The sequence below is a fragment of the Vibrio ouci genome (genome assembly GCF_004551525.1).
Taxonomy (GTDB): Bacteria; Pseudomonadota; Gammaproteobacteria; order Enterobacterales; family Vibrionaceae; genus Vibrio; species Vibrio ouci.
In genome coordinates, this window is the sequence record NZ_SATR01000026.1 from 1 (window position 1) to 14,179 (window position 14,179).

The window sequence follows — 14,179 nt, forward strand, 5'->3', positions numbered from 1 at the left end:
ACGACAGACTCATAGTCTGTAGCATCTTCAATCGTTTCATGAGCCAGTACTAATTCTTGAGCCAACATAAAAAATCCCCACTAACTTTGTTAGTGGGGATTATCATACGTCCCGAAGATCATTCAAGTCTCTAAACCGATCGGCATTAGACGCTATGTCTGGCTTTTTGTATTTAACGCTTTATGGCTTGCTAAGCTTTCGCGCTTAGAGACTCACCTTCAAACTTAATGCCCGGCCAACCGTATTTGATAAAGTTACGGATATTAGCGTGGTCATCACCATCAGGGTTACCCAACACATCTTCACGATAGAAGCGGCCAAAACACGCAAGAGTCGCTGCTTGATCAAGTTGTTTCAACTGAGCAAAGGCGAAGATTTTGCACGAGCCATTATTCTGATTAGCTTCGTTGCTGGTATCACCATTAACAAAAGCTGTTGGGACAAACTCGTAGTTCGCCTCAATCACAGCCATTGTGTCTTCAAACTGAATCTCAGTCGGTGTTTCTGACAAGGTTGCTAAGAAATTGTTTAATTCCATTTTTCATATACTCCGATAAATCTTCATCGAGTCTATGATACTGGCTAACAGAAAAAAAGGTGCTTGTCCGATTTTCTGCCTATTACTCAATTTCTTAGTTAAACCTCTCTCAATCAATACTTAAATTGTGATACTTCTCCATTGAGATTTTCCGCTTCATTTGAAAGCCCTTGCAAGACATCATCTGCATCTTGCACTTGTACCGACACCGCTGAAGAGGCATCGGCGATTGAGGTGATACTACCGCTAATATCATCCGTGACCGCTTTCTGCTCTTCAGTTGCGGCCGCGATTTGCACGTTCATCTCATTGAGCTGATCGAGCATCGAAACGATTTGCTCTAGCATTTGAGTGTTTTCATCACAAGTCACTACGCCTTGAGAAACCGTACTATTGGCACTTTGGATGCTTTGAGACACACTTTGCGTTTCACGTTGAAGAGACTCTATTTTGCCACGAATTTCTTCTGTCGATGCTTGCGTACGACCAGCAAGTGAGCGAACTTCATCAGCGACCACCGCAAAGCCGCGGCCCTGTTCGCCCGCCCTTGCCGCCTCAATCGCAGCATTCAGTGCTAGTAGATTGGTCTGTTCAGCTATACCTTGAATAACATCTAGAACTTCAGCAATTGAATTCGTTTCAGTATTCAAACGTTCTATCGCCGACACGGCCGTTTGCATTTCATTATCTAAACGGGAGATTTCATTACCTAAGTTTTGACCGACTTTAACCCCTGCGCTACCAGTATCATTGGCATTTTTAACAAACTCGGCTGCACGGATAGCAAACTGTGCGACTTCAGAAATCGATGCACTCATTTGGTTAACGGCGGTCGCGACCGATTCTGTTCGATTATTTTGATCCGTCACCGCATCACGAGTACTGTTCATGTTGCCCGCCATGCTTTGGGTATTGGCGTTTAGATTATTCGTCGCTTGCGCAAACTTACCGATAATGTCTTGTAGATGAGTAAACAATCCATTTAACGAAACCGCAAGGTCGGTCATCTCATCTTTACCTGCAACTTCAAGGCGCTGGGTAAGGTCGTTGTTCTGGCTGATCATTTGTACTTTATCACTGGCCACCTTAATAGGTCGGGCAATGCTGTTACCTAAGAAGTATGAGAGTAAAACCGCAGCCACCACCACAACCGCGATGCTAGTGATCACGGTCACCGCGAGTGAACTGATTAACGAACTTAGATCAGCTAATGCTTCACTCTTATCAATCTCAACGATGATCCCCCAAGAAAGTCCAGCAGCGTTAACCGGTGAATAGGCGGATAGTACATCTATACCTTGATAATCACTGATCACATCCGAACCTCGTTGGCCTTTCAATGAGGCTTTAGAAGTTGGAGTGTTAACAGGCTGTCGACCAATTGCAGAAGACTTATCTCTAATTTGGCTGACAATATTTGAACTTACACCCGATGACTGTAACGAGGAGAAATAAGTGTCCGGATCCTCAATCAAAAAGCGCGACTCACTACGCAACAAGCCATCTTGGCCTACTAGGTAGGCTTCGCCACTTAAACCCAACCCTTCATTTTTCCAGTCTTGGTGAAACGTCATAATTAGATTAAGTTCATCGACTGGCATTTGGAAGATCAACGCACCCAATGTTGTACCATTTTGTACTATCGGCGTTGCAATGAACGATGCCGCCGCTTCATAGGAAGGGAAGTACGGTGCAAAGTCCTCTAGATGATATTGATCGTGGGACAACGACAAGGCATTTTTATACGCTTTGGCAAGGCCGCTATTGGCGTAAGGTCCGTTGTTTAAGTTTGTCGCGTAATCGAGCTCTTTGAATACCGAATAAACCACATTCCCTTGCATATCGACCAAGAAGATATCGTAATAACCAAACTCTTCTAGAAACCCTTTAACACTTGGGTGGTACATCGCATGCGCTTTATCGTAGTCGGTATTAAGAGAGTCGCTCATCAATTGGTGTTTTTCGCCCAGAGGATTGGGGTTAGTACCAATATAGCGCGCTTGCAATGCCTTAGCCTTAGCGGACAAGCTGTCTAGCTTTTGCATCTCAGCGGCTGATGCGCCACCGTTAGAATCTCTATACGTGGCACCAAAGCTTGATTGATAATAGCTACGTAACATGTCGACATCGCCGTCTGACACTCTCTCGACAGGGTAGTTTTTGAAGCCTTCACTAAAAGCGGTGATTGCACCTTGAACTCCGACAGAGTTCGCGGTCGTGACAACTTGGCCACTAATCTGTTTGAAGTAGCTTTCAATCTCACTTCGTTTAATTTCTCTAATAGAGATCAGTTGGCTATTCGCGCGTTGGTATAGTGCCTGCTCTGACAAATCCGAAGAACTCCACCCGACAATTGTTCCGGTCGCGATAACCGCTAAGGTACACAATAGCGTCGAAGCAAGAACAATCTTTGTTGCAATTTTCATAACGACAACCTCAGACGGAAATCCCATTCCGTCATTATTAATTGAGGAAAATCGCCAACCAACGCGACAAACATTTATTTATACGTCTATACTTAAGCCTTTGGCTTTGAGGCTCACGAATATGTACTTAGTGATATAATTGTAAGCACAAAATCTAAACTTTTCGACGAGAATCAAATTTTTTTTATTCCAAGTAGACATGCTAAGTGAGTTCACCACTTAAGTTACATTCTGATTCCACCATCTACTTCAATAACGCGGCCATTCACGTAGTCATTTTCAAACAGGAACTTCACCGTACTGGCAATTTCGTTAGTGTGGCCCATACGCCCTACAGGAATCATGGCTTCTAGGCGCTCGATTGCCTCTGGTTTCATTTGCGCGGCCATCGGCGTTTCGATTACCCCAGGCGCAATCGCTGCAGCTCGGATGCCATACCTTGCCAACTCCCTCGCCCAAGTGGTGGCTAATGTCGCTACCGCCGCTTTAGATGCCGCATAGTTGGTTTGCCCTATATTCCCCGCGCGCGCAACGCTGGATATGTTGATAATCATCCCCAGGCGTTTGGTTTGAATCATTTGCAGTGCCGCTTCGCGACCACAAAGAAAGGTTCCGGTTAAGTTTACATCGATAACCGAGGTAAACTGTTCCAAAGACATCTTTGAAACATGATCATCTTTTACTTTGACCAAAAGGCCATCACGTAATATTCCCGCGTTGTTCACCAAACCATCTAACTGACCGAAATCAGTGACAACGTCACTAAAGGTTTGTTCGACCTCTGCCTCATTGGTAACATCGGCTATATAGGTCAGTGCTTTAACTCCGAGCATATGACACTGGTCTTGAGTCACCTTCAACGCTTGTTCATTTACATCGATCAATGCTAACTCAGCCCCTGCATGGGCCAGCGTTACCGCCATCATCTGCCCTAGTCCTTGCCCAGCTCCCGTGATCGCGACAACGCTTTCTCTTAAGTTCATAGCGCTTCTCCTATGACTTTGACTGCGACTGATAGAATTCAAACAGGCTAGAGAAATCGAGCTCTTCATTGCCATTCATGTTATGAAAAGCGTATAGGTTTCGTGCTAGAGCACCCATTGGTACTGACGACTGGCTTTTCGTTGCGGCTTCAAGTCCTAAACCTAAATCTTTGAGCATAAGTTTGCTCATAAAACCCGGTTGATATTGGTTAGAAGCAGGCGCGTTTTCCATCACTCCTGGGCAAGGGTTATAAAGCTCCAACGCCCAGTTTCGTCCTGAGCTTTGAAGCATGATATTGGACAACACTTTGGGGTCTAAGCCGTTATCTATACCCAGATTCAAGGCTTCACACGTCCCAGACATCAAAATACCAAGCATTAAGTTGTTACAGATTTTACCCATTTGCCCAGAGCCAACTTCACCTGCGTGAAAGATATTTTTGCCCATATGACGCAGTACTTGTTCTGCCTTCGAGAAATCTTGCTCGCTACCGCCAACAATAAAGGTTAGCGTCGCCGCTTTCGCGCCAGCCACACCACCAGAAACAGGCGCATCAGTAAAACTGATCCCTTTCTCATGGGCTTGCAGACCAACCAGTCTTGCTGTCTCAGGGTCAATCGTTGAAGAGTCAATCAGTAAGCTGTCGCCACCCACGTGCTGTAAAATACCGTCATCACCAAGGTAAACCGTTCTTACGTGTGCCCCCGCTGGTAGCATGGTAATCACCGTATCAACACTATTTACTACGGCTTTGATTGACTCACATCGCGTAGCACCCAATGCTTCTAGTTCTTTGGCCATTTCAGTAACAACGTCATAAACTTGCACTTTAAAGCCCGCTGATAGTAGATTTCGCGCCATTGGTGCGCCCATGTTGCCTAGTCCAATGAATGCTACCGTCCCCATAACACTTCCCTCTTCAGTCGTTGGTGTGATTTTGGCCTTTACGACGGGCCGGTTAGTAATGCCCCAATCTTGCTAATGGGTGAGACTCTTGGTCCCATATCGAAACAAACAGATCATCAATGGTCTTTGAATCCACTTTGGAAATGTTGGCAAACTTCCAGTTGGGTTGACCATCTTTATCAATCAGACGTGCACGAACCCCTTCTTTGAACTCTCCCAAGAGCGCGCAATTCACTGCGAGAATCAATTCCAACCTGAAACACTCTGCCAAGGAGAGCTCGCTGTAATCTTTCATCAATCTGAAACAAATATGCGCGGTAATTGGACTGCCTGAAACTAAGTTGGTTTTTGCATTGCTGAGCCACTTAGCGTCACCTGCCAAGGCGAGAATGTTGTCTGCGACATGAAACAGATCATTAGCAGAGCAAGCTTGTTGGATGTGGTTAAAATACGGCATGATTTGAAGTTCCGGCTTTTGGTCACTTATCTGAGCTTCAAACCCTTCTAATAACTCCGTCACTACTTCATAGGTATCGTCGACACAGTCCCAATCCGCGACTTGCAGTTGCTCTACAAAACTCTCTTTATGACTTTCTAGTACTAGGTGGTCAGCCAAGTGCAGTTCAACCGCATCTGCCGCATTAACCATCATCCCTGTTAAGCCCAGAAACAACCCAATCCCCGCATCCAAACGGTTAAGAAACCATGTCGCGCCTACGTCTGGAAAAAGACCAATTGAGATCTCCGGCATGGCTAATCTAGAGTCTGGCGCGACAACCTTGTGACTTGAGCCCATATAAAGCCCCATGCCACCACCCATTACTATCCCATGCCCCCACGCAATGATTGGCTTACAGTAGGTATGAATCAGATAGTCACATTGATACTCAACGGTGAAATACATTGAACAGAAGTTTTCAATCTCGTCGGGACCAGCGCTTTGCATAACGTTAAACATGGTGCGCACGTCACCACCAGCACAGAACGCCTTATCGCCTGCCCCTTCAAGGACAACGCACACAATATCGTCGTCCTCATGCCAGGTTTCGAGTTTGGCTTTCAAGCACACTAGCATATCGAGCGTTAAGGCATTTAAAGACGCTTCATTATGTAAAGTCACGACGCCAATTTTATAAGGGCTACCGCTACAAGGCAGTTCAACAAAATGAACGGTATCACTCATATCGTTACTCCTTAGAGCTAGCTATTGCTCCAATTTGGCTGACGCTTTTCGAGAAAGGCATTAACCCCCTCTTTTTGATCCTTGGTATCAAATAGCTGCATAAACAACTCGCGCTCTTTCACTAAACCATGAGCAATTGGATCGGTTCGGCTATTTTGAATCAAAGACTTACACGCAGTAACGGATGTTGGAGATTGATTAGCTACGCTTTGTGCCAATACTAAAGCCGTTTCGAGCGCTTGACCTTGCTCGACAACCTCTTCAACTAAACGAATCGAATGCGCTTTTGAGGCATCGACTTGCTCTCCGCACAAAATGATTCGCTTGGCCCAACCTTCACCCACAAGTGCGGTTAGGTTTTGCGTCCCACCCGCACAAGGCAAAAGCCCGACTTTGGCCTCTGGCAACGCCATGACAGCCTGAGTTTCCGCAACTCGAATATCACAAGCTAATGCCACTTCCAGACCGCCACCCATCGCATAGCCATTTATCGCCGCAATAGAGACGCCTCGAAAGGCCGACAAGGCTTCAAACGCTTCCCCAAACGCTTGAGCCATCTCCCAAGCAATGTCCTTCTCACCCGATGCAAATAACTTAAGATCGGCTCCCGCTGAAAAGAACTTATCCCCATTTCCTGTTATCACTAGCGCGTATACGTCAGCATTATTATTGAGTGCGTGAACCAGATGTTTAAGCTCATGTAGACTTTGTTTGGTCCATGTGTTGGCAGGTGGATTATTCATCGTTACCAATGCCACATGACCATTAATCTCATGTGGCAATGCCAAACTGTTCTGCTGTGTCATCGCTCTTTCCCCTAAAGAATTTGTGCACCTTCAGCAAGTAATCTTTTCGCAATGATCACTCGCATGATCTCATTGGTGCCTTCCAAAATTTGGTGAACACGCACATCTCGGAAATACCTTTCCATTGGATATTCCTTGATATAACCATAGCCGCCATAGAGCTGTAATGCCTGATCACACACTTTAAAACCTACGTCGGTGGCAAATCGCTTGGCCATCGCACAATAAGCCGTCGCCTCTGCATCACCGTTATCTAATTTACTCGCCGCAAGGCGCACCAGTTGCCGCGCTGCTACCAGCTCAGTGGCCATATCGGCTAGCTTGAATTGCAGTGCTTGAAACTGAGCAATAGGCTTACCGAATTGCTTACGCTCTTTCAGATACTGAGTTGCTTGATTCAGTGCTTGCTGAGCAGTACCAATCGAGCAAGTGGCGATATTGATTCGTCCGCCGTCTAGCCCTTTCATTGCGAACACAAAGCCTTGCCCTTCTTGCCCCAACAAATGATCTTTCGGAATCTTTACATTATCGAAATTAATACTTCGCGTTGGCTGGGAGTTCCAACCCATTTTCGGCTCTTTTCGTCCATAGCTAATACCTTGTGCATTTGCTGGAACGACAAAGGCTGAGATACCTTTTGCTGCGTCATCACTGGTTCTTGCCATCACGACTAACACGTCGGTTTCACCGGCACCTGAGATAAACACCTTGGCGCCATTAATTAGATAACCATCATCCGCTAGCTGAGCACTGGTCACTAACGACGCCGCGTCTGAGCCAGCATTGGGCTCAGTTAAACAATAAGACCCTAACCATTCGCCTGTGATCAGTTTTTCACAATAGGTCTGGCGCGCCGTTTCGCTCGCAAAGCTGGCGACCATCCACGACACCATATTGTGAATAGTCATAAATGCGGTGGTGGAAGTGCAGCCCATCGCCAATTGTTCAAATATGATTGAGGCATCCAATCTTGGCAGACCCAAACCACCTTGCTCTTCTGGTGTGTAAAGGCTGAGAAAGCCTAGCTCACCCGCTTCACGAATCACCTCTTTAGGAAAGATTTGCTTTTGGTCCCACTCTTCAGCCATTGGTGCAAGCTTGTCTCGCGAAAACTGAGTCGCGATATCCGCAAAGGCTCTTTGGTCTTCGTTCAGTTCAAAGTCCATATCCGCTCCTTATCGCAGCTGAATGGTCATATTGGGGCCGGTTGGAATATCACCATCAAACCAACGCGCCGTAACGGTTTTGGTTTCGGTATAGAACCTCACTGCCTGCTTACCATAGGCGTGTAAATCACCGTAGAAACTTCCTCGCCAACCAGTAAAAGAGAAGAAAGGCAAAGGCACAGGAATCGGCACATTAATCCCAACTTGGCCAACTTGAATTTCATGCTGATATTTTCGCGCCGCCGCACCATTGGCAGTAAAAATCGACGTCCCGTTGCCATAAGGGTTTTTATTGATAAGGGCGATGGCTTCTTCTAACGTTTCGACCTCAAGACAAACCAGTACCGGACCAAATATCTCCTGCTGATAGATAGACATATCGGTCGTCACGCCACTAAACAGAGTTGGGCCAAGCCAGTTGCCATCAGGCATGCCATCAACCTCACACTGACTACCATCGAGTTCACACTTGGCACCTTGCGCTTTGCCTTCATCAATGAGTGCGACCACTCTTGCTTTCGCCTGCTTACTGATTAGTGGCCCATAACCAGCGTTATCATCATTCCAGGCACCTGGCGTCACTTTGGCCATTTCACCAGCGAGTTCGCCAATCCACTCTTTCGAACTGCCAACAAAAACAGCAACGGAAATCGCCATACAGCGCTGACCCGCAGCACCGACTGAAGCGCCCACTAAATTACTCAACACTTGATTCTTATTAGCATCGGGCATGATCACCATGTGGTTTTTGGCTCCAGCAAAAGCTTGAACACGTTTATTGTGAGAGGTACCCGTTTGGTAAATGTATTGCGCGACGGGAACTGAGCCTACAAACGACACCGCCTTAATCGTCGGGTGAGCAAGCAGATAGTCCACTTGAGGTTTACCTCCATGAACAACTTGTAATACTCCTTTTGGCGCGCCTGCTTGTTCAAACAATTCAGCTAAACGCATCGCGGTTAAAGGCACTTGTTCAGACGGCTTAAGTACAAAGGTGTTGCCTGCCGCTATCGCCAAAGGGAACATCCATAGTGGAATCATTGCCGGAAAATTAAAGGGAGTAATACCGCAACACACACCCAGAGGTTGAATGAGCGAATAGCTGTCAATGTCGGTGGCGACGTTCTCGACCGTTTCTCCCATCATGTTACTGGCGATATTCGTAGCTTGCTCGACCACTTCAATCCCGCGCCACACATCCCCTTTCGCATCAACGGTGGTTTTGCCCGTTTCTTTCGAAAGCAGTTCTGCGAGATCATCATGATGCTCTTTCAATAAGTGTTGGTACCTAAGCATCAAACGCGCACGTTCTGAGACCGCAACTTCCTTCCATGTAAGGAAAGTATCGTGCGCATTTTGAATTGCGCGCTCCATTTCATCATTCGTCGCACACGGTAGCTCTGCGATAACGGCGTTGTTAGCCGGATTGGTCACTTCTAGCCATTCATCACTGTTTGATTGGCAGAACTCTCCACCAATAAATAGAGGGACAAGTTGTGTCATTGCGATTTCCTTACCGTTTTCCAGTTATCTTACAAAGGGATTTCAATGCCAATGGCCGTGGCTTCCCCACCGCCGATACAAATAGCCGCTACCCCTTTCATCGTTTTCCTATTTGCTGCGTCGCCGTTTACGCCGATGGATTGGAGTTGGCGTAACGCATAGATAAGTGTCGTCAAGATCCGTGCGCCACTAGCACCAATCGGGTGACCTAAAGCGCACGCGCCGCCTTTTAAGTTCACTTTGTCTGGGTTGATGCCAAGCTCTTGGATGGCAATTTGGGTTACTACGGCAAATGCTTCGTTGATCTCCCAAAGATCGACGTCTTCGATTTCCCAATCAAGCTTAGCTAACAGATTCTGCACCGCGTAAACCGGGGCGACAGTAAATTCACTCGGCTTTCTCGCGTGGCTGGCGTGAGCTTTTATCACCGCTAAAGGCTTTAGCCCTTGCTTCTTCGCCGCAGCAGAATCAATAACCATCAAAGCTGCTGCACCATCAGAGATCGCACTCGAATTCGCAGCAGTGATCGTTCCATCAGCAGAAAAAGCGGCTTTGAGTTTACGGATTTTGTCTTTATCGATTGAAGGAGGAAGCTCGTCATAATCAAGGCAGAAGTCATTACCCACATCAACCGGAACAATTTCAGATTGAAACAGCTGTTGTCGATGAGCGGCCAACGCTCGCTCAACGGATAATGCTGCCCATTGATCCATTTGCTCGCGCGTAAAGCCGAGTTGGTCTGCTACTTTTTGCCCGTAGACACCCATCAACTCACCTTCGTAAGCATCTTGCAATCCGTCTAAGAACATATGGTCGAATGTGGTCTTGTGCCCCATTCGCATGCCTTTACGCGACTCTTTGATCAGATAAGGGGCGTTGGTCATGCTCTCCATACCACCAGCGAGCGCACATTGAATAGAACCTGAGTGAATCAAATCGTAGGCGAGCATGACGGTTTTCATGCCTGAACCGCACACTTTGTTGACTGTTGTACAAGGAATATTGTCTGCGAGGCCTGCACCGATTGCCGCTTGACGTGCGGGCGCTTGACCACAGCCCGCGGGAAGTACGCAGCCCATCAAGACCTCGTCGATACCATCGTGTTTAATGCCTGCTTGCTCTACAGCTGAGGCTATCGCAATCGCACCTAACTTAGGGGCACTCAGTTTAGAAAGCGCCCCTTGAAACTTGCCCATAGGGGTACGCTTTGCTGCGACTATCCATATTTCTTGCTGCTCCATGCTCCGCCCTCTTTGACGTTGCTTACAGCTTGGCTAAGTACCGTTACTGCCTTGATTGTCCTTACCAAGCGCCGTTTATGGTCAGATTTAATTTCTTGACGTTTACGTAAGCATAGCACTAACATTTACGTAAACGTCAACTTTGAAGCAAAAGATAAATTCATCGTGACATCGACCTAATTGCCCAAGAGATAGGAATTGTAGTTCAGTGGAAAAATACAAGATTAGCGACCTCGCCAAGGAATTTGATATTACGACTCGAAGCATCCGCTTTTACGAGGATGAGGGACTGATCCAGCCTGAACGTAAAGGCAGCATGCGCATCTATAATCGCCGTGATAGAACCCGCCTTAAGCTGATCCTTAGAGGCAAGCGATTAGGTTTTTCACTGGCAGAAATCCGTGAGTTGTTTGAACTTTACGATACTCATCAAGGAGAGACTCAGCTGACTGAAATGCTGAAGATCATTGATGAAAAGGAAGCGCTACTGAAGCGCCAAATGGAAGACATTGAAAGTATGCTAGGCGACTTAAAGGTCGCAAGAGAGCGCTGTGAACAAGCGTTAGAGACTCGTAAAGCGAGCTAATTTAACTCATACATAATGTCTTCGATTTTGTTATCACGACCGAGATATCGGAGGCATTATGTTATCGCAATATACCTCGCTCAACTTTGGGCTAGACGAAGAGCTCAACTTGTTACGAGAGCACGTACAAGGCTTTGCTCAGCAACACATTACCCCACTCGCTAGTCAAATCGATCAAGATAATGCCTTTCCCAATCGACTCTGGCCGCTATTCGGTGAGATGGGCTTACTCGGCGTCACGGTAGACGAACAATTTGGTGGCGCCAGCATGGGATACCTTGCCCATGTGATTGCGATGGAAGAGATCAGTCGAGCATCCGCTTCAGTCGCGTTAAGCTACGGCGCTCACTCAAACCTATGTGTAAACCAGATATTCCGTAACGGTAATGAGTCACAACGAGCAAAGTACCTACCTAAGCTGATCGATGGTAGCCATATCGGCGCACTGGCGATGAGTGAACCTAATGCTGGCTCGGACGTGGTCAGCATGCAGCTTAAAGCGACGTTAAATGGTGACCACTATCTGCTAACAGGCTCTAAGATGTGGATCACTAATGGGCCTGATGCGGATATCACGGTTGTCTACGCCAAAACAGAGCCAGAAAAAGGCGCTCATGGCATTACGGCGTTTATCGTCGAAAAGAGTTTTACTGGTTTCTCCCATGCGCAAAAGCTCGATAAGTTAGGCATGCGCGGCTCAAATACCTGCGAGCTAGTCTTTGAAAATTGCCCCGTTCCAAAAGAAAACATCTTAGGTGAACTTAACCAGGGGGTGAAAGTGCTGATGAGTGGTTTAGATTATGAGCGCGTCGTACTGGCTGCCGGCCCACTCGGTATTATGCAAGCCTGCCTAGATTTGGTCATCCCGTATATCCATGACCGTAAACAGTTTGGCCGCTCAATCGGTGAGTTCCAATTGGTTCAAGCTAAAGTCGCCGATATGTATACCCGAACTAACGCTGCACGTGCTTATTTGTATGCCGTGGCAAAAGCGTGTGATAACCGACAAACCACACGTAAAGATGCCGCAGGTGTCATTCTTTATTGTGCCGAACTGGCAACCCAACTGGCACTGGATGCGATCCAATTACTTGGTGGTAATGGCTATATCAATGAATTCCCTGCAGGGCGATTACTTAGAGATGCCAAGCTGTATGAGATTGGAGCTGGCACATCAGAAATTCGCCGCATGCTAATTGGCCGAGAACTGTTTGAAGAGTCGCGATAAGGAAATGTCGATGCCGATTATTAAAACCAAAATAAAACCAGACTCTGAACTCTATCAAAAGAATGTGGCAGCCATGTCTGAACTGGTTGCAACACTTGAGTCCGATATCGACAAAATTAAGCTTGGTGGTGGTACAAAAGCCATTGAACGACAGCGTGCAAAGGGCAAACTGCCCGTACGTGAAAGGATTAGCCAATTACTGGACGAGAACAGTCCGTTCTTAGAAATCGGTCAATTTGCGGCGTGGCAAGTCTATGACGATGATATCCCCTGCGCAGGCGTAGTTGCGGGCATTGGTAAAATTCATAACGTCGATTGCATGGTTATCGCCAACGACCCTTCGGTCAAAGGGGGCACTTATTACCCTCTTACAGTGAAAAAACATTTAAGAGCTCAAGAGGTTGCTCAGCAATGCCATTTACCTTGCGTCTATTTGGTTGACTCTGGCGGCGCCAACCTCCCCCATCAAGCCGAAGTCTTTCCCGATAAAGAGCACTTCGGCCGCATCTTTTACAACCAAGCCAGAATGTCTGCACAGGGTATCCCTCAAATTGCGGTTGTACTTGGTTTATGCACCGCAGGCGGTGCCTATATTCCTGCCATGGCCGATGTTTCCATTATCGTTAAGCAGCAAGGCACTATCTTTCTCGCCGGCCCTCCCTTAGTAAAAGCCGCTACTGGAGAAGTGGTCACAGATGAAGAGCTTGGCGGCGCCGATGTTCACTGCCGTAAGTCTGGCGTTGCTGACTATTATGCGCAAAACGAGCCGCATGCTTTGGAACTCGCTAGACAGGCGATATCCAACACCAACGCCTTAATTGAACAAGCAGAAAACAACGGCTTAACTCCACGTTATGACCCTTCTGAACTGTACGGCATCGTCAATTCAGACTTACGCTTATCGTTTGATGTAAGAGAAGTGATCGCTCGTATCGTCGATGGCTCTGAGTTCGATGAATTTAAAACCCTGTTTGGCACCACCTTAGTGTGTGGCTTTGCCCGTATAGACGGATCCCTTATTGGTATTGTCGCCAACAACGGTATTTTGTTTTCGGAGTCGGCACAAAAAGGCGCGCATTTTATTGAGCTGTGCGCCAAACGTAAAATTCCTCTGCTATTTTTACAAAACATCACGGGCTTTATGGTGGGCAAGAAATATGAAGAAGGTGGCATTGCCAAAAACGGCGCGAAACTTGTCATGGCCGTCGCTTGTGCCAATGTACCCAAGTTCACCATCATTATTGGTGGCTCGTACGGCGCTGGTAATTACGGCATGTGCGGCCGAGCTTACAACCCAACCATGATGTGGATGTGGCCGAATGCGCGCATTTCTGTCATGGGTGGCGAGCAAGCTGCCGGAGTACTCACTCAAGTAAAAAGCCAAGTGATGCAAAGAGAGGGAAACGAGTGGCAAGCAGAGCAACAACAGGCATTCAAACAAGAAATCTTAGATCTGTATAACACTCAGGGTCACCCTTACTACGCCAGCGCTAGATTGTGGGACGATGGCATTATCGACCCCAAACAGACGCGCAATGTCTTATCCCATGCGCTAAAAGTCTCCCTTAACGCTCCTATCGCCGACAGCGAATTCGGCATATTTAGAATGTAG

General features: G+C 47.1%; 12 protein-coding genes. 3 read left to right on the plus strand and 9 right to left on the minus strand.

Annotated elements, in window-relative coordinates; all coding sequences use genetic code 11:
- Positions 1-190 precede the first annotated feature (190 nt).
- The 9 genes from ELS82_RS16100 to ELS82_RS16140 all read right to left on the minus strand — a co-directional run bounded on the left by ELS82_RS16100 (position 191) and on the right by ELS82_RS16140 (position 10,753).
- Positions 191-538: a HopJ type III effector protein gene (locus ELS82_RS16100; protein WP_134836382.1), complete on the minus strand. Its 348-nt coding sequence runs from the start codon at positions 536-538 to the stop codon at positions 191-193.
- A gap of 113 nt (positions 539-651) precedes the next feature.
- Positions 652-2,964, minus strand: coding sequence for a methyl-accepting chemotaxis protein (locus tag ELS82_RS16105; protein WP_134836383.1), 2,313 nt, complete (start codon positions 2,962-2,964; stop codon positions 652-654).
- 224 nt (positions 2,965-3,188) lie between these two features.
- Complete coding sequence (locus ELS82_RS16110) at positions 3,189-3,947, minus strand: SDR family oxidoreductase (RefSeq protein WP_134836384.1); 759 nt, start codon at positions 3,945-3,947, stop codon at positions 3,189-3,191.
- A gap of 10 nt (positions 3,948-3,957) precedes the next feature.
- Positions 3,958-4,854 (minus strand): 3-hydroxyisobutyrate dehydrogenase, encoded by an 897-nt coding sequence (mmsB, locus tag ELS82_RS16115; protein ID WP_134836385.1) that lies wholly within the window; start codon positions 4,852-4,854, stop codon positions 3,958-3,960.
- A gap of 52 nt (positions 4,855-4,906) precedes the next feature.
- A complete protein-coding gene (locus ELS82_RS16120; protein WP_134836386.1) occupies positions 4,907-6,037 on the minus strand; it encodes an enoyl-CoA hydratase/isomerase family protein in 1,131 nt (376 codons plus the stop codon).
- A gap of 17 nt (positions 6,038-6,054) precedes the next feature.
- Entirely contained in the window at positions 6,055-6,843 is a 789-nt protein-coding gene (locus ELS82_RS16125; protein WP_134836387.1) for an enoyl-CoA hydratase, read from the minus strand.
- An 11-nt stretch (positions 6,844-6,854) separates the two neighbouring features.
- A complete protein-coding gene (locus ELS82_RS16130) occupies positions 6,855-8,009 on the minus strand; it encodes an acyl-CoA dehydrogenase family protein (protein ID WP_134836388.1) in 1,155 nt (384 codons plus the stop codon).
- A gap of 9 nt (positions 8,010-8,018) precedes the next feature.
- Positions 8,019-9,512 (minus strand): CoA-acylating methylmalonate-semialdehyde dehydrogenase, encoded by a 1,494-nt coding sequence (locus tag ELS82_RS16135; protein ID WP_134836389.1) that lies wholly within the window; start codon positions 9,510-9,512, stop codon positions 8,019-8,021.
- 29 nt (positions 9,513-9,541) lie between these two features.
- Positions 9,542-10,753, minus strand: coding sequence for a thiolase family protein (locus ELS82_RS16140; protein WP_134836390.1), 1,212 nt, complete (start codon positions 10,751-10,753; stop codon positions 9,542-9,544).
- Between the two features lie 208 nt (positions 10,754-10,961).
- Between ELS82_RS16140 and ELS82_RS16145 the strand changes: the two genes are divergently transcribed.
- From ELS82_RS16145 to ELS82_RS16155, 3 genes are read left to right on the plus strand one after another with little or no spacing between them, the layout of a single operon-like run.
- Positions 10,962-11,339, plus strand: a complete 378-nt coding sequence (locus tag ELS82_RS16145; RefSeq protein WP_134836391.1) for a MerR family transcriptional regulator — start codon at positions 10,962-10,964, stop codon at positions 11,337-11,339.
- A gap of 58 nt (positions 11,340-11,397) precedes the next feature.
- Positions 11,398-12,567, plus strand: a complete 1,170-nt coding sequence (locus ELS82_RS16150) for an isovaleryl-CoA dehydrogenase (protein WP_134836392.1) — start codon at positions 11,398-11,400, stop codon at positions 12,565-12,567.
- Between the two features lie 10 nt (positions 12,568-12,577).
- Entirely contained in the window at positions 12,578-14,179 is a 1,602-nt protein-coding gene (locus ELS82_RS16155) for a carboxyl transferase domain-containing protein (RefSeq protein WP_134836393.1), read from the plus strand.

Excerpts from the sequence above, each read along its gene's own strand:
- ELS82_RS16125 (WP_134836387.1), bottom strand. The coding sequence starts at position 6,843 with ATGACACAGCAGAACAGTTTGGCATTGCCACATGAGATTAATGGTCAT.
- ELS82_RS16150 (WP_134836392.1), top strand. The coding sequence starts at position 11,398 with ATGTTATCGCAATATACCTCGCTCAACTTTGGGCTAGACGAAGAGCTC.
- ELS82_RS16140 (WP_134836390.1), bottom strand. The coding sequence starts at position 10,753 with ATGGAGCAGCAAGAAATATGGATAGTCGCAGCAAAGCGTACCCCTATG.
- mmsB (WP_134836385.1), bottom strand. The coding sequence starts at position 4,854 with ATGGGGACGGTAGCATTCATTGGACTAGGCAACATGGGCGCACCAATG.
- ELS82_RS16135 (WP_134836389.1), bottom strand. The coding sequence starts at position 9,512 with ATGACACAACTTGTCCCTCTATTTATTGGTGGAGAGTTCTGCCAATCA.
- ELS82_RS16105 (WP_134836383.1), bottom strand. The coding sequence starts at position 2,964 with ATGAAAATTGCAACAAAGATTGTTCTTGCTTCGACGCTATTGTGTACC.
- ELS82_RS16155 (WP_134836393.1), top strand. The coding sequence starts at position 12,578 with ATGCCGATTATTAAAACCAAAATAAAACCAGACTCTGAACTCTATCAA.
- ELS82_RS16110 (WP_134836384.1), bottom strand. The coding sequence starts at position 3,947 with ATGAACTTAAGAGAAAGCGTTGTCGCGATCACGGGAGCTGGGCAAGGA.
- ELS82_RS16120 (WP_134836386.1), bottom strand. The coding sequence starts at position 6,037 with ATGAGTGATACCGTTCATTTTGTTGAACTGCCTTGTAGCGGTAGCCCT.
- ELS82_RS16100 (WP_134836382.1), bottom strand. The coding sequence starts at position 538 with ATGGAATTAAACAATTTCTTAGCAACCTTGTCAGAAACACCGACTGAG.
- ELS82_RS16130 (WP_134836388.1), bottom strand. The coding sequence starts at position 8,009 with ATGGACTTTGAACTGAACGAAGACCAAAGAGCCTTTGCGGATATCGCG.